General features: G+C 73.1%; 22 protein-coding genes. 12 read left to right on the top strand and 10 right to left on the bottom strand.

Features of this window, described 5'->3' with window-relative positions; genetic code table 11:
• Positions 1 to 67 precede the first annotated feature (67 nt).
• From ACFVDM_RS07720 to ACFVDM_RS07710, 3 genes are all read left to right on the top strand, one after another.
• Positions 68 to 1,540, top strand: a complete 1,473-nt coding sequence (locus tag ACFVDM_RS07720; RefSeq protein ID WP_383634537.1) for a glucoamylase family protein — start codon at positions 68 to 70, stop codon at positions 1,538 to 1,540.
• Positions 1,541 to 1,701: 161 nt separating this feature from the next.
• Positions 1,702 to 3,804 carry a TPM domain-containing protein gene (locus ACFVDM_RS07715; protein WP_383634535.1) on the top strand — a complete coding sequence of 701 codons (2,103 nt, stop codon included), beginning with the start codon at positions 1,702 to 1,704 and terminating at the stop codon, positions 3,802 to 3,804.
• Between the two features lie 61 nt (positions 3,805 to 3,865).
• Positions 3,866 to 4,579, top strand: coding sequence for a PspA/IM30 family protein (locus ACFVDM_RS07710; protein WP_383634533.1), 714 nt, complete (start codon positions 3,866 to 3,868; stop codon positions 4,577 to 4,579).
• 76 nt (positions 4,580 to 4,655) lie between these two features.
• Here the strand turns inward: ACFVDM_RS07710 and ACFVDM_RS07705 are convergent, their stop codons facing one another.
• From ACFVDM_RS07705 to ACFVDM_RS07680, 6 genes are all read right to left on the bottom strand, one after another.
• Complete coding sequence (locus ACFVDM_RS07705) at positions 4,656 to 7,253, bottom strand: SpoIIE family protein phosphatase (RefSeq protein ID WP_383634531.1); 2,598 nt, start codon at positions 7,251 to 7,253, stop codon at positions 4,656 to 4,658.
• 160 nt (positions 7,254 to 7,413) lie between these two features.
• On the bottom strand, positions 7,414 to 7,842 hold the full coding sequence (locus tag ACFVDM_RS07700) for an ATP-binding protein (RefSeq protein WP_383635397.1): 429 nt from the start codon (positions 7,840 to 7,842) through the stop codon (positions 7,414 to 7,416).
• Between the two features lie 177 nt (positions 7,843 to 8,019).
• Positions 8,020 to 8,424, bottom strand: coding sequence for a (deoxy)nucleoside triphosphate pyrophosphohydrolase (locus tag ACFVDM_RS07695; RefSeq protein ID WP_383634529.1), 405 nt, complete (start codon positions 8,422 to 8,424; stop codon positions 8,020 to 8,022).
• 79 nt (positions 8,425 to 8,503) lie between these two features.
• Positions 8,504 to 8,704, bottom strand: a complete 201-nt coding sequence (locus ACFVDM_RS07690) for an SPOR domain-containing protein (protein WP_383634527.1) — start codon at positions 8,702 to 8,704, stop codon at positions 8,504 to 8,506.
• Positions 8,705 to 8,910: 206 nt separating this feature from the next.
• The gene (locus ACFVDM_RS07685; RefSeq protein ID WP_383634525.1) at positions 8,911 to 10,641 is read right to left on the bottom strand and encodes a purine-cytosine permease family protein; all 1,731 of its coding nucleotides are present in this window, start codon (positions 10,639 to 10,641) and stop codon (positions 8,911 to 8,913) included.
• Positions 10,642 to 10,895: 254 nt separating this feature from the next.
• On the bottom strand, positions 10,896 to 11,648 hold the full coding sequence (locus ACFVDM_RS07680) for a GntR family transcriptional regulator (protein ID WP_383634523.1): 753 nt from the start codon (positions 11,646 to 11,648) through the stop codon (positions 10,896 to 10,898).
• Positions 11,649 to 11,910: 262 nt separating this feature from the next.
• On the opposite strand from ACFVDM_RS07680, the gene ACFVDM_RS07675 reads away from it, so the two are divergent.
• The 4 genes from ACFVDM_RS07675 (at position 11,911) to ACFVDM_RS07660 (ending at position 18,045) form a co-directional block, all read left to right on the top strand.
• A complete protein-coding gene (locus tag ACFVDM_RS07675) occupies positions 11,911 to 13,305 on the top strand; it encodes a glycoside hydrolase family 18 protein (protein ID WP_383634521.1) in 1,395 nt (464 codons plus the stop codon).
• A gap of 135 nt (positions 13,306 to 13,440) precedes the next feature.
• Positions 13,441 to 14,538, top strand: coding sequence for a threonine synthase (locus ACFVDM_RS07670; RefSeq protein ID WP_383634519.1), 1,098 nt, complete (start codon positions 13,441 to 13,443; stop codon positions 14,536 to 14,538).
• 216 nt (positions 14,539 to 14,754) lie between these two features.
• On the top strand, positions 14,755 to 17,340 hold the full coding sequence (locus ACFVDM_RS07665) for a glycosyl hydrolase family 65 protein (protein WP_383635394.1): 2,586 nt from the start codon (positions 14,755 to 14,757) through the stop codon (positions 17,338 to 17,340).
• Between the two features lie 132 nt (positions 17,341 to 17,472).
• Positions 17,473 to 18,045 carry an SMI1/KNR4 family protein gene (locus tag ACFVDM_RS07660; RefSeq protein WP_383634517.1) on the top strand — a complete coding sequence of 191 codons (573 nt, stop codon included), beginning with the start codon at positions 17,473 to 17,475 and terminating at the stop codon, positions 18,043 to 18,045.
• Positions 18,046 to 18,160: 115 nt separating this feature from the next.
• Here the strand turns inward: ACFVDM_RS07660 and ACFVDM_RS07655 are convergent, their stop codons facing one another.
• Together ACFVDM_RS07655 and ACFVDM_RS07650 are read right to left on the bottom strand one after the other, a co-directional pair.
• Entirely contained in the window at positions 18,161 to 18,583 is a 423-nt protein-coding gene (locus ACFVDM_RS07655) for a hypothetical protein (RefSeq protein ID WP_383634515.1), read from the bottom strand.
• Between the two features lie 163 nt (positions 18,584 to 18,746).
• A complete protein-coding gene (locus tag ACFVDM_RS07650) occupies positions 18,747 to 19,193 on the bottom strand; it encodes an ATP-binding protein (RefSeq protein WP_383634513.1) in 447 nt (148 codons plus the stop codon).
• A gap of 314 nt (positions 19,194 to 19,507) precedes the next feature.
• Here ACFVDM_RS07650 and ACFVDM_RS07645 point away from each other — a divergent pair, with 314 nt between their 5' ends.
• From ACFVDM_RS07645 to ACFVDM_RS07625, 5 genes are all read left to right on the top strand, one after another.
• Positions 19,508 to 20,377, top strand: coding sequence for a helix-turn-helix domain-containing protein (locus tag ACFVDM_RS07645; protein WP_383634511.1), 870 nt, complete (start codon positions 19,508 to 19,510; stop codon positions 20,375 to 20,377).
• The gene (locus tag ACFVDM_RS07640; RefSeq protein ID WP_383634509.1) at positions 20,374 to 20,625 is read left to right on the top strand and encodes a DUF397 domain-containing protein; all 252 of its coding nucleotides are present in this window, start codon (positions 20,374 to 20,376) and stop codon (positions 20,623 to 20,625) included. The genes ACFVDM_RS07645 and ACFVDM_RS07640 overlap by 4 nt, the downstream gene beginning before the upstream one ends.
• Positions 20,626 to 20,763: 138 nt before the next feature.
• Complete coding sequence (locus ACFVDM_RS07635; RefSeq protein WP_383634507.1) at positions 20,764 to 21,582, top strand: SAM-dependent methyltransferase; 819 nt, start codon at positions 20,764 to 20,766, stop codon at positions 21,580 to 21,582.
• A gap of 212 nt (positions 21,583 to 21,794) precedes the next feature.
• The gene (locus tag ACFVDM_RS07630) at positions 21,795 to 22,301 is read left to right on the top strand and encodes a DUF6000 family protein (protein WP_383634505.1); all 507 of its coding nucleotides are present in this window, start codon (positions 21,795 to 21,797) and stop codon (positions 22,299 to 22,301) included.
• 116 nt (positions 22,302 to 22,417) lie between these two features.
• Complete coding sequence (locus tag ACFVDM_RS07625) at positions 22,418 to 22,687, top strand: type II toxin-antitoxin system Phd/YefM family antitoxin (RefSeq protein ID WP_383634503.1); 270 nt, start codon at positions 22,418 to 22,420, stop codon at positions 22,685 to 22,687.
• An 87-nt stretch (positions 22,688 to 22,774) separates the two neighbouring features.
• Here ACFVDM_RS07625 and ychF read toward each other — a convergent pair whose 3' ends face one another.
• Positions 22,775 to 23,863 carry a redox-regulated ATPase YchF gene (gene ychF / locus ACFVDM_RS07620; RefSeq protein WP_383634501.1) on the bottom strand — a complete coding sequence of 363 codons (1,089 nt, stop codon included), beginning with the start codon at positions 23,861 to 23,863 and terminating at the stop codon, positions 22,775 to 22,777.
• Positions 23,864 to 24,086: 223 nt separating this feature from the next.
• Positions 24,087 to 25,355, bottom strand: coding sequence for a GNAT family N-acetyltransferase (locus ACFVDM_RS07615; protein ID WP_383634499.1), 1,269 nt, complete (start codon positions 25,353 to 25,355; stop codon positions 24,087 to 24,089).
• Positions 25,356 to 25,434 lie beyond the last annotated feature (79 nt).

The raw sequence follows: 25,434 nt of genomic DNA, 5'->3' as shown, positions 1-25,434 counted from the left end.
CGTACCCCGCACCCGAGCAACACCACGCAACGCCGCCATTCCTCTTCTGCCACAGGGAGCCGGATCCATGGACCGTCGCACGTTTCTCACCGCCGCCGGAACCGGGGCCGCGGCCCTGGCCCTCCCGGCCGTCACGGCGCCCGCCGCGGGCGCCGCACCCCTCGCCCGCACCCCGGACCGCGCCCTGCTGCTGCGCTGGTTCCGCGACACCTACCGTTCGATCGAGGCGATGACGACCGGGCTCGGCCTCGCCGTCGACAAGATCGACCTCAGCGGGCCGGGCGCCCCCGTCCTGTCCCGCCAGACCTCCCCCACCAACATCGGCTGCGGGCTCTGGTCCACGGTCGCCGCCGCCGGTCTCGGCGTCATCGACGACGCCACGATGCACGAGCGGCTGGAGCTGACCGTGCGGTCCGTGGAGCGGCTGGAGCGCCACCACGGCTTCTGGCTCAACTGGTACGACGCGCACGACGGTTCGGTGCTCACCGAGTGGCCGGGCACCGGCGACCCGGTCCGCCCCTTCCTCTCCTCCGTCGACAACGCCTGGCTGGTCACCGGTCTGCGCATCGCCGCCGACGCGGCCCCCGCGCTGCGCCCCCGGGTGGCCCGCATCCTGGCGGACGCCGACTGGTCGTACTACTACACGCCGTACGACCCGGCGGACCCGGTCGCCGGTCCGGGCCAGCTGCGCGGCGGCTTCTGGACCGACACCGAGGAGCCCACCGGGCACCACTACGGGGCGCTCAACACCGAGCCCCGCATGGCCAGTTACCTGGGCATCGCGGACGGCTCGCTGCCCGCCGACCACTACTGGCACCTGCTGCGCACCATGGTCCCGGGCAACGAGCAGGAGCAGCAGCCGCAGGGCAGCTACGTGGCGATGGACGGCATCCGCGTCTGGCAGGGCCACTACACCCACCGGGGCCGCAAGCTGGTGCCCACCTGGGGCGGTTCGATGTTCGAGGCGCTGATGGTCCCGCTGTTCGTGCCGGAGGCCGAGTGGTCGCCGCACTCCTGGGGGCGCACCCACGCGCGCTATGTGCGCGGCCAGATCGACCACGGTCTGAAGGAGGCGGAGTACGGCTACTGGGGCTTCTCGCCCGCCAACGTCCCCGAGGGCGGCTACCAGGAGTACGGCGTCGACGCGCTCGGCATGCAGCTCGACGGGTACGCGTCCAACACCGACCGCACGTACACCACGGACGGCGCCCCGCTGCCGCCCCCGTCGGCGTTCACCAACGGCGTGGTGACGCCGCACGCCTCCTTCCTCGCCCTGCCGTACGCCCCGGCCGAGGCGCTGGCCAATCTGCGGGCGCTGGACCGGGACTTCGGCGCCTACCACGAGGGGTACGGCTTCCGGGACTCGGTGAACGTCGCCACCGGCCGGGTCAGCGACTTCGCGCTCGCCCTCGACCAGGGGATGATCGCCGCCGCCCTGGCGCAGGCGCTGCGCCCCGGCCTGCTCCAGCGGCCGTTCCGCACCGGCGGCTTCCGCGCCCGGGTACGCCCGCTGCTCGCGAAGGAACGCTTCAGCATCTGACCCGGGCACCGCCGCCCCGGTGTCCCCCGGCCGTACCAACGGCGGGGCGGGACGCCGGGGCGGTCCGGGAACGGGCAGCGGGGCACGGGCGGGCACGGACCCCGCCCCGGGACCGCCCGGCCGGGTCGCGGGGGCCCGGGGGCGGACTTAGCCTCGCAGACGTGACGCCGCCCGAGAGCCGCACCCGGATCCCCATAACCGGCCGGGCCCTGCTCACCGTGCTGCTGGCGGTGGCCTGGCTGGCCCTGTCGCCGCTGTCCGGCGCCCGCGCCGACGATCCGGTCGCGCTGTCCCGGGACGGGCAGATCACCGACCGGGTGGGGGCGCTCGGCGACCGCGGGCCCGAGGTGGTGACCGCCCTCGACCGGCTCTACGACGAGCGGCGCCTCCAGCTCTTCGTGGTCTACGTCCGCGACTTCTCCGGGCGCCCGCCCCAGGACTGGGCCGACGCGACGGCCGACCGCAACGGGCTCGGCCGCGAGGACCTGCTGCTGGCCGTCGCCACCCACGACCGCCAGTACGCCTACTCGGTCGACCAGGACTCCCGTCTCACCGACGCCCAGCTCCGGGACGTGGCGGACACCGCGATCGAACCGGCGCTGCGCCGCTACGACTGGGCGGGCGCCGCGATCGGCGCCGCGCACGGCTACGCGGCGGTGCTGGCGGGCCGGCCCGTGCCCGTCCCCTCGATCACGCCGGGCGCCGCCGACCCCGGAACGGGGAAGTCCGGCGGGACGAGCACCGGCGATCTGGTGCTGCCGATCGTGGTGGTCTGCGGAGCGGCGGCGGTCGCGGCGTACGCCTTCACCCGGCGCCGCCGGCGGACCGCCACCCGCACCACCCCGGCCGCCACCGGCTGGGGACCGGCGGACACCGGACGGGACGGGGAGCCGCTGCCCGCACTCGACGAACGCGCCCGGCGGCTGCTCGTGGAGACGGACGACGCGGTCCGTACGAGCGACGAGGAACTGGGCTTCGCCACCGCCCAGTTCGGCGAGGAGGCCGCGGCCCCGTTCACCGAGGCGGTGGCCTTCGCCAGGGGCGAGCTGACGGCGGCCTTCCGGCTGCGCCAGCGGCTCGACGACGCGGACCCGGAGGACGACGCCACCCGCCGCCGGATGCTGGAGGAGATCGTCACGCGCTGCACCGACGCCGATGCCCGGCTGGACGCCGTCGCCGCCGACTTCGACCGGTTGCGTGAGCTGGAGCGCGACGCCCCGCAGGCGCTGGAGGCCGCCGAGACCGCGTTCCGGGAACTGACCGGCCGGGTCGCGGACGCCGAGACCTCCCTCGCCGCGCTGCGCGAGCGGTACGCGCCCGCCGCCTCGGCCCCCGCCGCGGGCGCCGTCGACCAGGCCAAGGACCGGCTGGTCTTCGCGACCTCCTCGCTCAACCGGGCCCGGCAGGCGGTGGACGGCGGCGACACCGCCGGGGCCGCCGTCTTCGTCCGGGCGGCCGAGGGCGCGGTCGGCCAGGCGGCCACCCTCGTCGACGGGGTCGGCCGGCTCGCCGGGGAACTGGCGGCGGCCGACGGGCGGCTGCCCGCCGCGCTCACCGAGCTGGAGGCCGATCTCGCGGAGGCGGGCGGGCTCCTGGAGGGCACCGCGGACGGCGTGCCCACCGCCGGTCTGCGCGGCCGGGTCGCCCGCGCCCGGACGGTGGGGACGGAGGTGCGCGAGGAGCGGGGCGCGGGCGGCTACGACCCGGTCGACGCGCTGCGCCGGGTGGAGGAGGCGGACGCGGCGCTGGACGAGGCGCTCATCGAGACGCGCGAGCGGGAGCGGGGCGGCCGCCGGGCCCGTTCGCTGCTGGACCAAGCCCTGCTCACCGCCCGTTCGGCCGTCGGCACGGCCGCCGACTACGTCGAGACCCACCGGGGCGCGGTCGGAGCCGAGGCCCGCACCCGGCTGGCGGAGGCCCAGCGGCTGCTGGAGCGGGCCGGCGCGGCGGCCTCGGGCGAGGCCCAGTCCGCCCTGGAGGAGGCGCGGCGGGCGGACGCGCTGGCCCGGGAGGCGCGGAGCCTGGCCGAACAGGACGTACGGGCGTACGCGGGCCCCGGCGGGGCGGGAGGCGGGGCGGGCGGCGGCATGGGCGGAGCCGTGCTCGGCGGGATCATCCTCGGCGGGCTGCTGGGCGGCGGCCGGGGCGGGGGGTTCGGCGGCGGAGGCCTCGGGGGCGGGGGGTTCGGCGGCGGGGGCGGCGGGCCGGGAAGCTTCGGCGGCGGGGGGACCCGCGGCCGGCGGGGCGGCGGGGGCCGGTTCTGACCGGCCGGGCCGCAGTCGGGCGTACGCACATGTGACGACAGGACCATCCAGGAGAGGTGCCATGAGCAAGCAGACCGTTCTCGGCCGCGTCACCCAGCTGGCCAGGGCCAATATCAACGCGCTGATCGACCAGGCCGAGGACCCGCAGAAGATGCTGGACCAGCTGATCCGCGACTACACCTCCAACATCGCCGAGGCGGAGGGCGCGGTGGCGGCGACCATCGGCAATCTGCGGCTGATGGAGCAGGACCACCGCGAGGACGTGGCCGCCGCCGAGGAGTGGGGGCAGAAGGCGCTCGCGGCCAGCCGCAAGGCCGATGAGCTGCGGGCGGGCGGGGCGGGCGCGGACGCCGACCGCTTCGACCATCTGGCGAAGGTCGCGCTGGGCCGGCAGCTCCGGTCGGAGGAGGAGGCGAAGGTGGCGGAGCCGACCATCGCCCTCCAGACCGAGGTGGTGGACAAGCTCAGGACCGGGCTCGACCGGATGAAGGCCAAGCTCGCCGAGCTGAAGGCCAAACGGGACGAGCTGGTGGCCCGGTCGAAGTCGGCCGAGGCGCAGAACCGGATGATGGACGCGGTGAAGAGCGTCGACCTGATGGACCCGACCAGCGAGATCAGCCGCTTCGAGGACAAGGTCCGGCGTGAGGAGGCGAAGGCCCTGGGCAAGCAGGAGCTGGCCGCCTCCTCGCTCGACGCGCAGTTCGAGCAGTTGGACGCGATGGACGAGGGCGCCGAGGTGGAGGCGAGGCTGGCCGCGCTGAAGGCCGCCTCCTGAACGCGCCCCGCTCCGGGGGGCGCGAGCGGGCCGGAACGCGGGCGGGCCGCCCCTGCGGGCCCTCCGGAAGCGGCCCTCAGAACATGCTGAGCAGTTCCTCCACGGTGGGCTCGGCGGCGGGCCGGCCGTCGGGCAGCGGGAGTTCGAACCAGACGGTCTTGCCGCGCGGGGTCCGCCTGGATCCCCAGCCGGTGCTGAGCAGTCCGACCAGCTGGAGCCCCCGGCCGCCCTCGTCGGTGTCGCGGGCCCGCCGGCGCCGGGGCTGGACGAGACCGGCGTCCCAGACCTCGCAGACCAGGGTGCGGTCCCTCAGCAGCCGGAGCCTGATCTCGCCCTCGCCGTACCGCAGGGCGTTGGTGACCAGTTCGCTGACCAGCAGTTCGGTGGTGTCGACCAGTTCGTCGAGGTCCCAGGCGATCAGCTGGCCCCGGGCCAGTTCGCGGGCGCGGCCCACCGAGCGGGGCTCGCGGGGCAGTCGCCAGTCACCGACGGCGTCGGCCGGAAGGCCCTGGATCCGGGCCATCAGGAGCGCGATGTCGTCCTCGCCGTGCCGGGTGTCGAGCGAGCCGAGCACCTGGTCGCAGACGTCCTCCAGCGGCCGGGCCGGTTCGACGAGGGCGGCCCGCAGGGCCTCCAGGCCCTCGTCGAGCGGATGGTCGCGGGATTCGACGAGCCCGTCGGTGTAGAGGGCGAGCAGGGCGCCCTCCTTCAGCTCCACCTCGACCTCCTCGAAGGGTTCGCCGCCGACTCCGAGCGGCATGCCGGGCGGTACGTCCAGGAGCAGGGCGGCCTCGCCCGGTTCGACCACGACGGGCGGGAGGTGGCCGGCGTTGGCGAAGGTGCAGCGCCGGGTGACCGGGTCGTAGACGGCGTAGACGCAGGTCGCGAGGTAGACCTCGGAGAGGTCGGCGTCCCGGGACTTGTGGGAGCCGCGCGCGGGCCACTGGCTGCCGCCGAGCCCGCCGGAGCCGCCCGGGGTGCCCAGCCCCCGCGCGACCTCGTCGAGCGCGGAGAGCACCTCGGCGGGCTCCAGGTCGAGCAGGGCCAGCGTCCGTACGGCGGTGCGCAGTTCGCCCATGGCGACGGCGGCGCGCAGGCCGCGGCCCATCACGTCGCCGACGACGAGCGCGGTGCGGTGTCCGGGCAGTTCGATCACGTCGAACCAGTCGCCGCCCACCTCGGTCGCCGTGGTGCCGGGCAGATAGCGGCAGGCGATGTCGAGTCCCGCGGCCTCGGGGTCGCCGGGGGGCAGCAGACTGCGCTGGAGGATCAGGGCGCGTTCGTGCTCGCGCCGGTAGAGGCGCGCGTTGTCGATGCAGACGGCGGCGCGTGCGGCCAGTTCGGTGGCCAGGGCGCGGTCCCGTTCGCCGAACGGTTCGCTGCCCTTGGTCCGGGAGAAGCGGACCAGGCCGACCACGGTGTCGTGGGCGACCATCGGCACGGCGAGGGTGGACTGGACGAAGCCCCGGTCGTCGCCCGGCACGTCCTCCACATGTCCGGTGCGCAGGGCGATGGCACCGGGCGAGCCGAAGGCGTAGCGGTGGACGGCGCCGAGGGCGGGGGCGCCGGGCTCCCCGCGGGTCCCGGAGGCCTCGCCCCCGAGGCCGTCGGGGCCGAGGTCGGGCAGGGCGTCGGAGACGGCGCTGGCGAAGGCGACGCGGCGCAGTTCGGCGGAGCCGCCGACGGCCTCGCGGCGCGGGGAGCCGGCGCTGCCGGGCGGGGCCTCCTCGCCGGTGAGCAGGGCCTGGTAGAGGTCGACGGAGGCCAGGTCGCAGAAGCCGGGGACGGCGACGTCGAGGAGTTCGCGGGCGGTGGTCTCCAGGTCGAGGGAGTTGCCGATACGGGCGCTGGCCTCGTTGAGCAGGGCCAGGTTGCGGCGGGCGCTGGCGGCCTCGCGGGCGGCGATGTGGCGGCGGGTCACATCGGTGGCGAGTCCGGCGATGCCGATGGGGCGGCCGGAGCCGCTGTGCACCCGGTAGAGGTTCATGGACCAGTGGCGCCGCTCGCTGTCACCGGGGACGGTGCCGACGAGCGGGAGGTCGGTGACGGATTCGCCGGTGGCCAGGACCCGTTCGAGGGTGGCGGTGAGCCGGTCGGCCTCGCTGCCGGCGAGGTAGTCCTCGACGGTGCGGCCCCGGTGGTCGTCGGCGCGGCCGCCGAAGACCGTGGCGAAGCGCTGGTTGGCCCGGATCACGGCGAGGTCGGTGCCGAACAGCACGAATCCGAACGGAGATTGACCGAAAATCGCCTGCGAGGCGGCGAGGTCCGTCTCGATGAGGCGGAGCGCGCGGACGTCCACGACGATGCAGACCGCCGCGCGTTCGCCGGTGGCCGTCTCGCTGGGCATGACATAGATCTCGGCCAGTCCTTCGAGGCCGTCCCCGCCGGGCATCCGGAAGGGGACGAGTCCCGTCCACTCCCGGCCGTCGAGCACCTCGCCGATCCGGCGGTGGGCGTCAGGGCGCAGGGCACCGGGCAGGAAGGCCTCGACCGGGTCCTTTCCCACCGCGTCGTGGGCGGCAACGCCGAAGAGACCGGTGGCCCGGTGGCTCCACTGCTCGATCCGGCCGTCCGGGCCGATCGAGAAGGAGGCGACCCTGATGTAGTCGTAGATCGAGCCAGGCGGACTGCTCTGCCATACGACGTCGCCCGCTGTCCCAGGTATTTCGCTCACGCGACCGTCCCCTCCAGCTCACACACCGGACCGGTCCTGCCCGCAGTATTCAGCACTACGGCCCCGACCGACACGGCGTTCACGATCACAGCACGGTCTCAGTCCGTTTCGGCCAGGTTCCGGCCGACCGCCGTGATCGCTTTCTCGTCCCACCTCACTCCTAACCAGGCAGGGCCAGCTCGAACCACACGGTCTTGCCGGTCTTTCCCTTCCTGGTCCCCCAGCGCCGGGCCGAACAGGCCACGAGCTGCAGTCCCCTGCCGCCCTCGTCATCGGGTCCCGCACTGCGTTCGGTGGGCGGATCCGGAACCGGATCGGAGACTTCCACGAGCAGTCCGGGGTGCGCGGAGGGGCCGTCCCCGTTGGGGTGCGGGCGCACCAGACGCAGTCCGATGGGACCGGCCGTGTACCGCATGGAGTTGGTCACCAGCTCGCTGACCAGCAGAACCGCCACATCACCGACGGCGGAGTCGAGGTCCCAGCCGCGCAGCACCTCGTGGACGGCGTGCCGTGCCGAGCGTACGGCGCCGGGGACAGCCGGAAAGCTCCACTCGGCCCAGTCGCCTTCGGTTCCGATCACGCCGACCACTTCCCAGAGCACGGCAGAGGACCGTCCCGCATCCGGGGACTAAACATCACATACCCGTAATAACGGATGAAATACCGCCCGTGTCGGCACGTGGGGCGTACGGAGGCAATGCCGTACGCACGAACGGCTGTACGGCGGGGGAAAGGGGCGCACACCGACGGGGGCAGGGCGCTCCGCTCAGGGGCGGGCGCCGTCCGGCAGCCGCCGTGCGGCCTCCTCGACGGCGGGCCGGTCCTGTTCCAGCCAGTCCACCGTGTCCATCTCTCCGGGGCCGAGCCAGCGCAGTTCGTCGTGGTCCTGGAGCGGGGCGGGCACACCGGAGACCAGCCGGGCCGTCCACACCCGCAGCACCCGGCCGCGCCCCAGCGGCCATTCGCCGGGGATGCGCTCCAACGGCCGCGTCTCGATGCCCAACTCCTCGCGGAGCTCGCGGACGAGCGCCTGCTCGCCGCTCTCGCCCGGTTCCACCTTGCCCCCGGGCAGCTCCCAGCGCCCGGCCAGCTCCGGCGGGGCGCTGCGGCGCGCGGCCAGGAGCCGCCCCCGGTCGTAGACGGCTCCGGCCACCACCACGCGTTCAGTCATGGTGCGGAGCGTAGTGCCCGGTTGTCGCCGCCCCCGACAGAGCGGCGCAGGGCGTGCGCCCGCGCACCCGGCCCCCCTCTCAGGAGGTCGCGGCCTGCCCCACGCGCTCCACCCAGTAGAGCTGCTTGTGGCCGCGGTGGTCGAGCTTGTCGGCGATCCGCTGCGCCTCGTCCTGCGTGGCGTAGCGGCCCACGCGGTACCGGTTGCCGTTGTCGTCCTGCCGTATGACCAGCCAGGGAAGCACGGCACCGCTGTCGCTCATCGTGTCCCTCCCGGGCATCGCGCCCCTCCCTCGAACGATGTGCACGTTTCTAAGCATCCCCAGGAAACCGCAGTACGCATATGCCGGAGCCTACGCCTGACCTTCACTCACCGGATACGTGATTGCACAAAGAGATACTCATCCGGCCAGGATCGGACAAGCCCCAGGGGGCGCATCCGACTGAATGCGCCCCCTGGGGCAGTTGAGGCGTCCTCCGGGGACCGTCAGGCCGGGGCCTCCCCGCGCACCACCGGCAGCGGCAGGAGCACCGGTCCCGCGGCGGGGTCCTTGCGGCAGGCGTCGCCGCATTCGGCGTCCAGGGAGCAGCACAGCGAGCAGATCGGCCCCGACCGCACCGGGCAGTCGGCGATGTCGGGCAGTTCGTACGCCGTGGCGCAGACCGCGCAGGTGTGGGTGGCGGTGATGTCGGGGACCTCGACTCCGGGCCCGTTCACCGGGTTGGGTCGGGCCAGGTAGTACTTCCCCCGGGTGGCCCAGGCGATCAGCGGACAGAGCGTCAGCGAGAGCCCGGCCGCGATGAAGGTCGAGAAGGCCTCCGCGTAGGTGCCGAACAGCCCGAAGAAGGCGAGGATCGAGACGGTCGAGGCGATCACCATGGCGCCGAATCCGGCCGGGTTCACCGCGTGCAGATAGGCGCGTTTGAACTCGATGTACGGCGGGCTCAGCCCGATCCGCTTGTTGATGACGAGATCGGCGGCGACCGCGGCGATCCAGGCGATGCCCACGTTCGAGTAGAAGCCCAGCAGCTTGTTGAGGGCGGCGAACATGTTCATCTCCATCAGCGTCAGCGCGATGACGAGATTGAGGAAGATGTACCAGACCCGGCCCGGGTGGCGGTGGGTGACGCGGGAGAAGAAGTTCGACCAGGACAGCGAGCCGCTGTAGGCGTTGGTCACATTGATCTTGATCTGCGACACGATCACGAAGACCGCGGCGGCGGGCAGCGCGAAGGAGCCGAGCCAGGGCCGGAGCGCCTCGATCTGCGGGGCGATCGGCTCCAGCGCGTGGGTCGTGCCGACGGCTTCCAGGGCGGCGAAGGCGAGCAGCGCGCCGCCGATCTGCTTGGCCGCGCCGATGATCACCCAGCCGGGGCCGGCGGCGAGGACCGCGAGGTTCCAGCGGCGGCGGTTTGCCTCCGTACGGGCCGGCATGAACCGCAGATAGTCGGCCTGTTCGCCGATCTGGGCGATGAGCGAGAGCGCGACACCGGTGCCGAGTCCGAAGCCGATCCAGGAGAAGCCGGGCGCCGCCCCCTCCGTCCCCGTGAAGGAACCGAACGCGCCCCAGGCGTCGGGCGCCTCGAAGGCCAGGACGAGGAAGGGCAGCACCATGCCGATGATCCAGACGGGCTGGGTCCAGGCCTGCACCTTGGCGAGGGCGCCCATGCCGCGGAAGACGATCGGGATGACGATCAGCGTCGTCACCAGATAGCCGGCCTCGACCGGCAGTCCGACGGCCTGGTGCATGGCCTGCGCCATGATCGAGCCTTCGAGGGCGAAGAAGATGAAGGTGAACGAGGCGTAGATCAGCGAGGTCAGGGTCGAGCCGAAGTAGCCGAATCCGGCGCCCCGGGTGACCAGGTCCATGTCCAGGCCGTAACGGGCGCAGGCCCGTGCGATGGGGATGCCGGTCAGGAAGATGATCGTCGCGGCGGCCAGGATCGAGGCGAGTCCGCTGGTGAATCCGTAGGTGAACACGATCGAGGCGCCGATCGCGAAGTCGGCGAGATAGGCGATCCCGCCGAGCGCGGTGCCCGCGACCGTCCCGGGCGACCAGCGCCGGAAGGAGTGCGGGGCGTAGCGCAGGGAGTAGTCCTCGCGGCTCTCGTCCGCGGCGAGCCGCGCATAGCTGCGCCGGGGCGGCGGGGGCGCTGCCCCGCCCCCGGGTCCTGGCCCGGGGGCGGGCTGCGTCTTCGGTACGGCTGTGTCCGTCATCGCTGACTTCCCGTTCGTCGGTGCCGGTGTGCGGGTCCGGACGGGAAATTAGGAGCGGGACATGACAAGCCGTCACGGCGGACGATTGCCCGGCCGTTACGGGGGACGGGTGGCGGTTAATTCGCCGTCACACGCCCCGGACGCGCCCGCCCGGATATCGGTGGACCGCCGCGGACGGCCGGACACGGCGCCACCGGGCACGGGCCCGCCGCCCTGCGCCCACCGGGACGGACGGCCGCGGCCGCCGCGCCCGGTCACCGGACCGGCAGATGGTAGGCGACCCGGTAGCGGTCGGCGGGAACGACCACGTCGGCGGTCTCGACGGCGCGCCCGGAGGCGTAGAAGGTCCGCTCGATCACCATCACCACATGGCCCGGCACCCCGCCGAGCGCCAGGAGCTCCTCCGCCAGCCCCGGGCGCGCGCCGACCTGCTCGGCCACGTTGTCCACCACGACATCGATCGCGGCCATCCGCTCCACCACCCCGCAGCCGCCCAGCGGGCCCTCCTCCGGCAGCATCACCGGGGTGCGCCCGGTGATGGCCAGGGGCTCCCAGGAGGTGGAGAGCATCATCGCCTCGCCGCCGTCCCGGAAAACGTAGCGCGTCCGCATCACCCGGTCCCCCGGCTCGATGCCGAGCCGCTGGGCGACCTCGGCGCTCGCCTCCTCCTGCTCGCTGCGGGACTCCCAGGTGCCCCGCGCGTCCTCCGCCGTCTGTTCCTGGCGGAACGGGCTGGCGCCGGACTCCGAACGGAAGCCGGACCGGGCGATCCGGCGCGGCACCGGGCGCTCGCGCACATAGGTGCCGGAACCGGACCGGCCCTCGACCAGCCCCTCGGCCATCAGCACCTTGCGCGCCTCCAGCGCCACGGTGTCCGAGACCCCGTACTCCTCACGGATGCGCGCCTGCGAGGGCAGGCGCGTATGAGGCGGCAGCGAACCGTTGGCGATCTTCTCTCTCAGATCGCCCGCAACACGCAGATAGGCGGGCTGCTCACCGAAAGTCACAGGCCACTCCCCAAGAGGTTGACAGACTGCAACAGCGTCGCAACCGTCGGTTCCGGATCGCAAGCGAAGGCCAGAGTTTCACCTGATGTGATGATTCCTCGTCCGCGCAGGCATGGGCTCCCCCTTGCCGCCACAGGACATTCGGCCAAACCGGTCCGCCCGACCCCTTGACCCTTTTTGGTCCAGACCAATAACTTCCTCAGACAGCACGACCATGCACCTCTCCCGCACATGTCTCCGCATACGCACAGGAACGGGCCTCATGCGTCGAAGAACCCTGTCCGGACTGGCCATCACCGCCTGCGCCCTCACTCTGGCGGCCACCGTCTCCCCCACCGCCAGCGCCCACGGCGGCCACGGCAAGGGCCACCAGGGCGGCAGCCACCACGGCTCCTCCCCCGACTACAAGCGCGTCGGCTACTTCACCCAATGGGGCGTCTACGGCCGCGACTTCCAGGTCAAGGACCTGGACACCAGCGGCCAGGCGGCCAAGCTCAGCCACATCAACTACTCCTTCGGCAACATCAACGCCGAGGGGAAGTGCTTCACCGGCAACATCGCCGGCGAGGCCGACGCCTGGGCCGACTACCAGCGCCCGCTGGACGCGGCCGGCTCGGTGGACGGCGTGGCCGACACCGACGACCAGGCCCTCGCGGGCAACTTCAACCAGCTGCGCGAGCTCAAGGCCAAGCACCCCGGCCTCAAGGTGATGATCTCGCTCGGCGGCTGGAGCTGGTCCACGCACTTCTCCGACTCGGTCCGCACCGCGGCCTCCCGCAAGGCGCTCGTCTCCTCCTGCATCGACCTGTACATCAAGGGCAATCTGCCGGTGGACGGGGCACGCGGCGGCGAGGGCGCGGCGGCCGGTCTCTTCGACGGCGTCGACCTCGACTGGGAGTGGCCGGGATCCGCCGGTGACACCGACACGGTCCACCGCCCCGAGGACAAGAAGAACTTCACCGCGCTGGTGCACGAGTTCCGCGTCCAGCTCGACGCCTACGCGAAGAGCAGCGCGGCCGCCGCGCGCAAGGGCCACCACGGACCGAAGCCGAAGCCCAAGCACTACGACCTCTCGGCCTTCGTGCCCGCGTCGGCCTCGAAGATCGACGCCGGCTTCGATGTCCCGCGCCTGATGCGCGACTTCGACTTCGTGAACCTGCAGGGCTACGACCTGCATGTCTCGGGCGAGAAGACGACGGCCCAGCAGTCCGCGCTGTACGCGAAGAAGGACGACTTCAGCGTCGACCGGACCGTGCGCGACTGGCTGAAGCGGGGCGCTCCGGCCCGCAAGCTCGTGATGGGCATGCCGTTCTACGGCCAGGGCTGGACCGGCGTGACCGGGGGCGGCACCGGCATGGGGCAGCCCGCGGCCGGCCCGGCGCCCGCCACCTGGGCGGCCGGCTCCGAGGACTACAAGGTCCTCAAGAAGCTGGCCGAATCCGGTGCGTTCAAGGTCCACCGCAATGTCCGCGACGGCAGCGCCTGGCTCTTCGACGGCACCACGATGTGGACGTACGACGACCCGCAGGTCCTGCGGACGAAGACCGCGTACATCCGTGACCACAAGCTCGGCGGCGCGATGTTCTGGTCGCTGGACGGGGACACGGAGGACGGCGAGCTGACGAAGGCCGTCGACCGCGGGCTGAACGGGCGGTAGCGGTAACCGAAGTCCCGTCGGGCACGGACAACGCCCCGGGGCGGTGGCCGAAGGGCCCCGCCCCGTACGGGCGGTTCCCCGGGGGGGTCGCGCAGTCCGCGGCCGCCCCGGGGCCTGCCTGGCATGCTGGCCGTCATGGCCACCACGTATCACTGCCCGCAGGACGGCACCCGCGCGGACGTCGCGTCGGCGCCCTGGTGCTGCCCGGTCTGCCGGGGCCCCTGGGACCTGGACTTCACCCCCTCCCGGCCGCTGAGCGCCGCCGCGCTGCCCGGCCGGGTCAACTCCCTGTGGCGCTACGAGGAGGTGCTGCCGCTCTCCTCCCCCGCCACCACCCTCGGCGAGGGCCGCACCCCGCTGGTCCCGCTCACGGCCACGGTCTCGGCCAAGCTCGACTATCTGATGCCGACGCTGTCGTTCAAGGACCGGGGCGCGGTCATGCTCGCCGAACTGGCCCGCCGGCTCGGCCCCGAGCGCGTCGTCGCGGACAGCAGCGGCAACGCGGGCACCTCCGTCGCCGCGTACTGCGCCCGTGCCGGACTGCCCTGCACGGTGTACGTCCCCGAGGGCACCTCGCCCAAGAAGACCGAGCAGATCCGGGCCCACAGAGCCGAGCTGGTCACCGTGGCCGGCGATCGCGAGGCGACGGCCCTCGCGGCCCGCGCCGCCGCCGACGCCCCCGGCACCTTCTACGCCTCCCATGTCTTCAACCCCTACTTCCTGCACGGCACCAAGACGTACGTCTACGAGCTGTGGGAGGACCTCGGGGGCCGCCTTCCGGACGCCCTCGCCGTGCCCGTCGGCAACGGCACGCTGCTGCTCGGGGCCGCCCTGGCCACGGCGGAACTGCTGGCCCAGGGACTGATCGCGCGCCGCCCCGCGCTGATCGCGGTCCAGGCCGAGGCGGTGTCCCCGCTCGCGGCGGCCTTCCACGCGGGCGCCGACGACCTCCTCGACACCCCGGCCGGGGCCGCGCCCACCCTCGCCGAGGGCATCGCCATCACCCGCCCGCCGCGCGCCCGCGCGATCCTGGCGGCCGTACGGGAGTCGGGCGGCACCTTCCTCACCGTTCCGGAGGACCGGATCCGGGCCGCCCAGCGCGAACTGGCCGCGCGCGGGCTCTTCGTGGAGACGACGGGCGTGGCCTGCTGGGCGGCGGTGGGCGACCGCCGGGACGCCGACATCGTCGTCCCGCTGTGCGGCGCGGGCCTGAAAACGGGGACGGCCGCCTGAGGGAACGGGGCGGAGGGGACGGAGCCGGACGGGTCGGACGGGACGGACAGGACGGAGGGGGCGGAGGGGACGGGCCGGCCGACCCGAAGGACCCGTGGGAGGGCGACCCGGCCGTCGTCGCGTCAGCCGTTCACCCGCGCGCCGTGCCCCACCCCGCCGGTCCGGCGTCCCTACGTTCGTACCGTGACCCGATCGCGTACCTTCCGCATCTCCCGCATGCCCCTCCTCGCCGGTCTCCTCGCGTGCGCGCTCGTCGCGCCGCTGCCGCCCGTCGCGTCCGCCGGCGACCGGACGCGGGCGCCGTCCGCCCCGGCGGCGCCGGCCTGCGGCCGGGACACGGACCCCGCATGGGCCCTGACGTCCACGACGTACGGGGAGGCGGCCGGTTACGACCCGTACGTCGGCAACGGCTATCTGGGCCACCGGATCCCGCCGGCCGGGGCGGGGTACGCCGAGCGGGCGGAGAAGACCGGCTGGCCGCTGTTCACCCCGCGCTACGACGGGGCGTTCGTCGCCGGGCTGTACGGCCGGGAGAAGGATCTGGCGGCCGGGCGGGAGGTGGTCGCCGCCCTGCCCAGCTGGACGAACCTCGATGTGCGCGTCGGCGGCGAGACCTTCGGTTCCGCCACCCCGGCAGGCCGGGTCTCGCACTACCGGCAGACGGTGTTCCTGCGCTGCGGACTGGTGCGGACCTCGCTGCGCTGGACCGCGGCCGACGGCCGGGAGACGGACCTCGACTACGAGGTGCTGGCGGACCGTTCGGACGTGCACACCGGCGCGGTGCGGCTGCGTCTGACCCCTCGGTGGAGCGGCACGGCGACGGTGAGCGGCCGGCCGGACCCGCGCGGGGCGCGCCGGATCGACCTGAGGGACGACGGGACCTTCCGCACCCGGGGCACGGGGACGGCGGGCGCGATCGCGCGGACCGTGCGGCCGGCCGGGTCGGACGGGCGCGCCACCCGGGTGCGGGCGGGGCGGACGTACACCTTCGAGAAGTACGTGGGCGTGGACACCGCGCTCACCGCGCGCGATCCGCACCGGGCGGCGCGCGAGGCCTCGCGGCGCGCGGCGGGGCGCGGCTGGTCCGCCGTACTGGCCGGCAACGCCGCCGCCTGGCGCCGGGACTGGTCGGCGGACGTGGCGGTGCCGGGCAGCCCGGAGCTCCAGCGGTGGCTGCGCTCCGCCCAGTACGGGCTGCTCGCCTCCACCCGGCCCGGCGCCCGCGACAGTGTCGCCCCGGCCGGGCTGACGGGGGACGCGTACGCGGGGATGGTGTTCTGGGACGCGGAGACCTGGATGTATCCGGGGCTGCTCGCCACCCGACCGGAGCTGGCCCGTTCGGTCGTCGAGTACCGCTACCGCACCCGCGACCGGGCCGCCGCCAACGCGCGGAAGCTGGGCTTCCAGGGGCTGTTCTACCCCTGGACGAGCGCGAGCCGGGGCGACCTCTGGTCGGAGTGCCAGAGCTGGAACCCGCCGCACTGCGTCACCCAGAACCACCTCCAGGGCGATGTGTCGCTGGCCGTCTGGCAGTACTACCTGGCCACCGGGGACCGCGCCTGGCTGGCGGAGCGGGGCTGGCCGCTGCTGCGGGGCATCGCGGACTTCTGGGTCTCCCGGGCCACGGCCAACGACGACGGCAGTTATTCGGTGAAGGAGGTGGCGGGCCCCGACGAGTACAGCAACGGCGTCACGGACGGGGTGTTCACCAACGCGGGCGCCGCCACCACCCTGCGCCACGCCGCCCGCGCGGCCGCGCTCCTCGGCCACGAGGCCCCGCCCGCCTGGACCCGGGTCGCGGACGGGCTGCGCATTCCGTACGACCCCGAGCGGAAGCTGTTCCTCCAGTACGCCGGGTACGACGGCTCGACGATCAAGCAGGCCGACACCGTGCTGCTGGTCTATCCGCTGGAGTGGCCGATGGAGCCGGGTGCCGCCGCCGCGACGCTCGACTACTACGCGGAGCGCACCGATCCGGACGGTCCGGCGATGACCGATTCGGTGCACGCGATCGACGCGGCGGCGACCGGGGAGCCGGGCTGCGCCACGTACACCTATCTCCAGCGGTCCGTGCGCCCGTTCATGCGCGGTCCGTACGCCCTGTTCAGCGAGGCGCGCGGCGCGAAGGCCGGTGCGCAGGATCCCCTCTCGGGGTTCCCGGCGGAGGACTTCCTCACCGGGAAGGGCGGTTTCCTCCAGGTGTTCACGCACGGGCTGACGGGGCTGCGGCTGCGGGAGGACGGCATCCGGCTGGACCCGATGCTGCCGCCGCAGCTGGGCGAGGGCGTGACCCTGACGGGGCTGCGCTTCCGGGGCCGTACGTACGACGTGGAGATCGGCCCCCGGACGACGCGGGTCCGGCTCACGGCGGGAGCCCCCTTCACCGTCGAGACGCCTGCCGGCCCGCGCCGCCTCTCCTCGGTCCTCACGCTGCCCACCCGCCGCCCGGACCTGACGCCGACCCGGAACGCGGCCCGCTGCCGGCCGGTGACGGCGACGTCCGAGGCGCCGGGTCTGTACGCGGCCGCGGCGGTGGACGGCAGCCCGGCGACGGCCTGGTCCCCGGACGGGGCCACGGGCGCGCTGACGGTCGACCTGGGCAGCGCGGCCCCGGTGACGTCCGCCGAGCCCTCCTGGACGGACGTGCGCCCCGCCGCGTCCCGGATCGAGACCTCCGTGGACGGCCGCCGCTGGGAGCCGTTCCGGGCGGGGGCGGTGGCCCGTCAGGTGCGTCTGACGGTCCGTTCCGCGGACCCGGCGGCGCCGGCCGGCGTACGGGAACTGACGGTGACCCGGCCCTGAACGACGGGGGCCCGGGGAGGCTGCCCCGCCCCCGGGCCCGGTGTCGGACTCCACTGCCGGACCCCGGTGTCGGACCCCGGCGCTAGGCTGCGACGCCTTGAGCGTTGTTGGGCGTCGATGAGGAGAGCCACCATGCCCGGACAGGTCGGGGAAGCCGTTTCGGCCGCGTGGGAGAAGATCGAGACGTGGTACGCGGAGCAGGACGCGTCCGGTTTCCTGCTGCCCCCGGCCACGCCCGAGGAGATAGCCGCCGCCGAGAAGGAGCTGGGTGTCACCCTGCCCGAGCCGGTCCGCGTCTCGCTCCTGCGCCACAACGGGACCCTGTCCGACTGCTGGCCGGGCGGCACGCTGCTGTCCTGTGCGGAGATGGTGCGCGAGACCGGCATCTGGCGGGAACTGCTGGACTCCGGAGACTTCGACGACGTGGCGGACTTCGAGGCGGACGAGAACAGCGACGTCCGGGCGCTCCGGCGCGGCTGGTGGAACACCGGCTGGATCTCGCTGGACGCGGACGGCTCCGGGAACGGCGCGGTGCTGGACCTGGACCCCGGTGCGGACGGCAGCTGTGGCCAGATCCTCGACATGGACCACGAGGTGGGCCCGAGCGGCCCCACGGCGGCGGATTTCGTCGCGTACCTGGAGGGTCAGCTGGAGGACCTGGAGGACTGCGTGGTGGTGGACGGCACGTATCTGGAGACGGCGTAGGCGCATCCGGCCCGCGCCGGCGCGCGAAGCGGGCGGGGTGGTCGCGTCGACCTGGGCGGCCGGGCTGGTCGTGTCGGCCTGATCGCGTCGGCCTGATCGGCCGGGGCGCGTCGGGTCAGCGGGCTTCCGCGCCCTGGGCGGAGAGCGGGGCCCAGGTGTAGCGCACGCGCACGCCCCGGTCGCGGAGCCAGGCGGCCTCGCGGCGGCGCAGTGCGCGGGCGGACTCCGGGGCGATGGCGCTGGGCCAGCGCACCAGGACGGCGGTGACGTCGCCGCTCTGCACCAGCTGCCGCACCCGCCGCCAGCCCCGCCGGCGGGCCGGGTCCGGCTCGCCGTAGACGTCGGTGACCACTTCGGCGATGGTCAGACCGCGTTCCCGGGCGAAGGCGCGGCCCTCGGACTGGGCGCGCCGCGTCGCCTCCCCGGGCGTCCCGGTGGTGCGGTCCGCGCACACGTACAGCACGACGGGGCGGGCACGTCCGCCGGGGCCGGAGGGGGTCGGGGAGTCCGAGGACGTCGTACGGGTCGAAGAAGTCATGGGCGCCTTCTGCGGACGGTTCGAGGAGGGGAGGGGCCTGCCCGCCGCTCGGAGGGGACGGGAGGGGCTGCCCGCCGCTCGGAGGGGACGCGGCGGGGACGTACCGTCACCGGGGCCGTCGGGAGCGGAGCGGAACGCGTCCGACGGCACCGGAACAGGTGTCCTAGGCGTGAACGGTCAACTCGGCCCAGACGGCCTTTCCTTCGGCCAGTGTGGAGCGGGCGGAGCCCCACCGGTCCGCGAGCTGCTGGACGAGGAGAAGTCCGCGCCCGCCCTCCTCGCCGGGGCCGGTGCGGCGTCCGGGCGGCTGGACCGGCTCGCTGCTCTCGTCATGGACTTCGACGCGCAGGCGCCGCCCGTCGTCGGTCAGCGTGAGGCCGCACAGCAGATGGCCGCTGCCGGTGTGCAGGAGGGCGTTCGTGGTCAGCTCGGAGACCAGCAGCACCGCGTCGCAGCAGGTGTCGCCGGGCAGATCCCAGGCGCGGAGCCGGTCGCGCACGGTGTCGCGGGCCGCTCGGGCGCTGGTGCGCAGGGCGGGCAGGCCGAACCAGTACTCCCGGCGCGACCCGGCCCGGACTAAGGCAGGGGCCGGGGGCGTGGACGTCGTCACGGTTGTCGCCTTCCAGCGCTGCCCTGGGGGGCGGGCGCGGTGAGGGGATGCGGGCCCAACACGAGCGGCGGGGGACGTGCGTCGGAGCAGGCGTACGGCGACGGGGTGCGGGCGACACCGTCGGCGTCGCGCGTCCCTCCGGGCCGGACCCTGCTGCGGAGCTGTGACCCACCGCTCACACCCCCACTATGCGCGCGGACGCATTCATGCTGCAACCGACTCCCTGATAATTTCAGCAGCGCTGTTATCAACCTGGTGTATGCATCAAGTCGGTGCGAGAATGACCATGTTGACGGCCCCTCAGGAGGTAGGGCGTGAGCGAAGCCCGTTCCGGCACCAGTGCGCCGACGGTCCTGCGCATGATCCTGGGCCGCCGGCTCCAGGACATGCGGCTGGCCGCCGGGGCCTCGCTGGAGGACGCGGCGAAGGCGCTTCGCGTGAAGACCCTGACGATCCGCCGTCTCGAAAAGGCCGAAGTCGCCCTGAAGCCCCTGTACGTGGAGAAGCTTCTGGAGACCTTCGGCGCGGGCCGCCAGGAGATCGACGAGTTCGTCGACCTGGCCGAGCAGGCCAACCGGCCCGGCTGGTGGCATTCGTACCGGGACGCCGTACCCGGCTGGTTCACCGCCTACGTCAGCCTGGAGACCGGCGCGAAGACCCTGCGCACCTACGAACCGCAGTACGTCACCGGCCTGTTGCAGACCCCCGACTACGCCCGCGCCGTACTGCGCGGCGGCCTCCCGCACGGCAGTGAGGAGGAGGTGGAACGGCGCGTGGAGCTGCGCCTGCGCCGCCAGAGCCTGCTGGACCGCGGGGACGCGCCCACGCTGTGGGTGGTCATGGAGGAGGCCGTCCTGCACCGCGTGGTGGGCGGTCCGGAAGTGATGCGGGAGCAGCTCGACCGCCTCCTGGAACTCTCCGAACTGCCGCACGTCAGCCTGGACATCGTGCCCTTCTCGGCCGGGGCGCACGTGGGCGCGTGCGCCCCGTTCACGTACTTCCGTTTCGAGGAACCCGAGTTGCCCGACATCGTCTACAGCGAGCTGCTGTCCGCCTCCGTCTATCTCGACCAGCGCGCGGACGTCGTCTCCCATCTCGAGGCACACACCCGCATGGCCCTGCTGACGTCCTCCGAGGCCAGCCGGGCGCTCTTGGACCGCATGCGCAAGGAGTACGCATCATGACGATCGCCGACGAGTCCATCTACAACGGAATGCCCGCCACCGACCTCGGGGACCAGGGCTGGGAACGCCCCTGGAGCGGGCCCAACGGCGGCCAGTGCGTCGAGACGAAGCAGCTCAACGACGGCCGCGTGGCCGTCCGCCAGTCGACGGACCCGGCCGGCCCCGCGCTGATCTACGCACCGGAGGAGATCGCGGCGTTCGTGCGCGGGGTCAAGGCGGGACTGGCCGATCATCTGGCGGCGGGCTGAGAGGCGGCCGACCGACCGCCGCAGGCCCGGCACGGGTACTGAAACAGGCCCGCCGCAGGCCCGGTTCGGGCACCGACACAGGCAGCAGCACGGCAGCAGCACGGGCAGCAACACCGACACAGGCACGAAGGGACGCACATGAGCGCCAGGCAGACGGGCCGGGACCTCGACACGAGCAGGCCGCACTCGGCCCGGATGTACGACTACTTCCTCGGCGGCAAGGACCACTTCGAGGTCGACAAGGACGCGGCCCTGGTGGCGGCCGAGGCCCACCCCGGCCTCTATCTGACCGCCCGGGAGAACCGTGCCTTCATGCACCGGGCCACCAAGGTCCTGGCCCAGGAGCACGGCATCCGCCAGTGGCTGGACATCGGCACCGGCATCCCGACCGAGCCCAATCTGCACCAGGTCGCCCAGTCCGTGGTCCCCGAGGCCCGTGTCGTCTACGCGGACAACGACCCCCTGGTCCTGAAGTACGCCGAGCGCCTGATGCGCAGCACCGCCCAGGGCCGCACCGCCTACGTCGAGGCCGACGCCACGGACCCCGACGCCCTGATGAGCGCCGTGGAGGAGGCGGGAGTCCTGGACTTCACCCGCCCCATCGCCCTCTCCCTCAACGCCCTCATGCACTTCATCACCGAACCGAACGACCCGTACGCCATCGTCCGCCGCCTCCTCGACCCCCTCCCCGCGGGCAGCGCCCTCGCCATGAACCACTGCACCCCCGACTTCGACCCCCCGACCTGGAACCAGGTCGCCGAGGTCTACACGAAGTCCGGCACCCCGGTCCACTTCCGCTCCCACACCGACGTCGCCCGCTTCTTCGACGGCCTCGACCTCATCGCCCCCGGCATCATCTGCTGCCACCGCTGGCGCGCCACCGGCCTCGGCGCGGACGGCGGGGAGATCCCGGACGCGCAGATCAGCCTGCTGGCCGGGGTGGGGATAAAGCGGTAGAGCGCTGCGGCACGGCCCTCACGGCCGCCACCCGGCCGAACCGACGGATCGACCGGGACCGAGACGGGCGCCGGGCGACGTCCCGGCCCGCCCCCTTCTCCGGAGAGGCATGTGATGCCGCCCCAGCCCCCCGACGAGACCGGCCGGAACCATGCGGTCAAGCGCTACGTGACAGCCTCCCCCGCTACCTCGTACTGAACAGCGGGCACTTCATGGGCCCCCGGTGGCGGCGCACCACCCGCTTCACCCGTCATCTGATCGACGACGCCACCACGATCACGGACGCCGAACTCGACGCCCTCCTCGCCTTCGAATGGCGCTCGCGCCTCACCGCCGCCTGGCTGATCGGCGTCGACCGCCGCGAACGGTTCCGCGCCCGCCTGGGCGACCTGCTCCTGGCGAGCGAGGTCTCCTACTCGGGCGGCGCCTACTGCTTCGCCCTGGCCCGCTTCGGCACCCACACCGACGCGGAGATCCTCACCGCCTACCTCCCCCGCACCGACCCCCACTACGACCAGCCCGCCGCCCTGGGCGCCCTCCTCCACCTCGACGCCCACCTCGGCACCCACCACGCCGCCCGCTTCACGGAGCCCGACGGCCTCTGGGCCGCGTGGGCCGAGGGCGTCGGACACCTCGGCCACCCCAGCGACAGCCCCGCCGAACTTCGCCGCTGGACCGACCGCCAGTGCGAGTTCGCCAACGGCTGGGAACGCCCGTAGGCCGACGCTCGACCTCACCAGTGCGTCCAGTCCCCTGCCCCCGGTTGCCACACCCCGTAGCGAGGGATCGACAACACACTTTGTGTACACATGGCACGCTCGGCACTTTTGAGCCCATGACACAGCCACTGCCCATAGAGTCCATCCGCGATGTTCGAGCACATCTGGCCGAGGTCGTGGAGCGAGCCGACCGAGACGATGTCCCCACCGTGATCACCCGGCGGGGCAAGCAGGTCGCCGCCGTCGTCTCAATCGAAGTGCTGCGCAAGTATCAGGAGTGGGAAGAGCGCGAGATCAACCGGATCATCGACGAGCGCATGGCCACCCCGGCACCCGGCATCCCGATCGAGGACATCATGAGGGAGACGCTGACGCGCAGTGAGTGACAGACCGCCTCAGGCCCTCCCGCCCTCAAGAGAAAAAGGCCGCCCAACCCGCTCCATCGCAGGTCAAACGGCCTTTCGCTAGACGGTTCACACGTTGAAGCGGAACTCCACGACGTCCCCGTCCTGCATCACGTACTCCTTGCCCTCCATGCGGGCCTTGCCCTTGGCGCGGGCCTCGGCGACGGAGCCGGCTTCGACGAGGTCGTCGAAGGAGATGATCTCGGCCTTGATGAAGCCCTTCTGGAAGTCGGTGTGGATGACACCGGCCGCCTCGGGGGCGGTGGCGCCCTTCTTGATGGTCCAGGCGCGGGATTCCTTGGGGCCGGCGGTGAGGTAGGTCTGGAGGCCGAGGGTGGCGAAGCCGACGCGGCTGAGGGTGGCGAGGCCGGGCTCGTCCTGGCCCATGGACTGGAGGAGTTCGAGGGCCTCGTCGTCGTCGAGTTCGATCAGCTCGGACTCGATCTTGGCGTTGAGGAAGATGGCCTCGGCGGGGGCGACCAGGGCGCGCTGTTCGTTCTTGAAGTCCTCGTCGACCAGCTCGTCCTCGTCGACGTTGAAGACGTAGAGGAAGGGCTTGGTGGTGAGGAGGTGCAGCTCGTGGAGGAGGTGGCCCTTCTCGGTGCCGGCGGTGATGCCGGCCTGGAAGAGGGTGTCGCCCGCTTCGAGGATCTTCTTGGCCTCCTCGACGGCGGCCAGGACGGCGACCTTCTCCTTCTGGAGGCGGGATTCCTTCGTGAGGCGCGGGATGGCCTTCTCCACGGACTGGAGGTCCGCGAGGATCAGCTCGGTGTTGATGGTCTCGATGTCGTCCTTGGGCGAGACCTTGCCGTCGACGTGGACGACGTTCTCGTCCTTGAAGGCCCGGATGACCTGGCAGATCGCGTCCGACTCGCGGATGTTCGCCAGGAACTTGTTGCCCAGGCCCTCGCCCTCGCTCGCGCCGCGCACGATGCCCGCGATGTCGACGAAGTCGACGGTCGCCGGGAGGAGCCGCTGGGAGCCGAAGATCTCGGCCAGCTTGTTGAGGCGCTGGTCCGGGACACCGACCACGCCGACGTTGGGCTCGATCGTGGCGAACGGGTAGTTGGCCGCCAGCACGTCGTTCTTGGTCAGGGCGTTGAACAGGGTCGACTTGCCGACATTCGGCAGACCGACGATTCCGATACTAGTACTCATGCCACAAACGTCCGCTCAGGATCAAGAAGGGTGGGGTCGGCCGCGACTCCGGACGCACCACCGGCTCCCCCTTCCGGGCGGGAGCCCGAGCGCATCGGCGTCCACGTGCGCGTATCACGGTACAGGGACACGGGCGAGGACATCTCCCTCGAACGCGGGATCGGCCCTTACCTCGCGTGGATGAGCGGGAACGGGCACGGGGCGGACGCTCCCGCCCCGCCCCTCAGAACCAGTGCAGGCAGTGCGGGGGCTCCTCCGTCGCGAACAGCGTGTCCGCCAGCGCCGCCGCGCCGGGGTGGTGCGCCGTGATGTGTCCGGCGCGTACAAGTGTGCTCGGGCGGGTGCCGCCCAGGTACACCGAGCCCAGGTCCCGCACGTCCAGGGAGAGGTCCGGGTCCCGGTCCGTGGGAACGCACTCCGCCTTCCCGTCGCGGACGGTCAGCAGGTGGCGGGCCCGCTCCCCGAGGAACGGGTCGTCGACGTCCAGGACGATCTCCCCGTCCGCGAACCAGCCCCGCGCGGTCAGCGCACGCGGTACGTCGAGGAGGCGCACCCACAACCAGTCCGTCTGACCGCCGACCTCCCCGGCCCGGACGTCGGCGAGCTGCCAGCGCAGCGGGTGCTCGGGCGGGACGTGCCGGAACACGATCCGGGAGACCAGGTCGTGCCCGAGGACGCAGCGGGCCAGGGCCGTGAACACGGCGTCGTCCGTGGCGACGGTCTCGTCGACCGTCAGGGTGTTCTCCTCGCCGAGGGAGTAGCTGGCGTACCCGTCCGGCACGCCGTCCGCGTCCCGGTGCACCGCCACGTAACGCGGCGCCGGGGACACCGGCGGCTGCCCCGCCCCCCGCGCCCACCAGCGGGGCGGCCGGGACAGCGCCCCAGGCTGCGCGCGGCGGTACCGGTCGTACACCGCTTCGAGAATCTCGCCGCACTCGGCCCGCCTCAGCACCTCGACCGAACCGCCGTCGGCCCCGGTCCCCGGGCCGGCACCAACGTCGGTGCCGGTCTCCGCGCCCCCGCCCGCACCGGTCCCGCGCCCCCTGGCCACCGCGAACGCCGCCCGGTCCCTCGGCACCGTCAGCCGGGCGGTGGACGTGGCCGGGCCGTAGCCGAAGCGGCCGTAGATCGGGGCCTCCGACGCCAGCAGTACGGAGAGGTACTCGCCCCGGGCCCGTACCTCGGTGAGCTGGTGCCGCATCATCGCGCCGAGCACCCCCTGCCGCCGGTGCGAGGGCACGACGCCCACGGCGGTCACGCCGGCGACCGGGACGGGTATGCGGCCGGGCAGGGTGAGTTCGAAGGAGTACGCGGCGGCGGTGCCGACGGGCCTGCCGTCCGGTGCGACGGCGAACAGGGCGCGCTCCATCTCCAGCGCCGACCACCAGCGCCCGTCGTCCGTGACGGGGGTCTCCGGGAACCTCCCGAACGCGGTGTGGACGGTGTCGACGAAGACCTCCAGGTCCTCGTCGGTCGTGGAACGGATCTCCATCGCTTCGTCTTCCCCTCGGTACGGCGGCTCGGTACGGCGGTGCCGGGCACCGGGCAGCGTAGCCCCCGGCCCGGCGCGG

Source organism: Streptomyces sp. NPDC057682, from assembly GCF_042799575.1.
Classification (GTDB): Bacteria; Actinomycetota; Actinomycetes; order Streptomycetales; family Streptomycetaceae; genus Streptomyces.
This window is presented reverse-complemented; position numbering and strand designations above follow the sequence as displayed.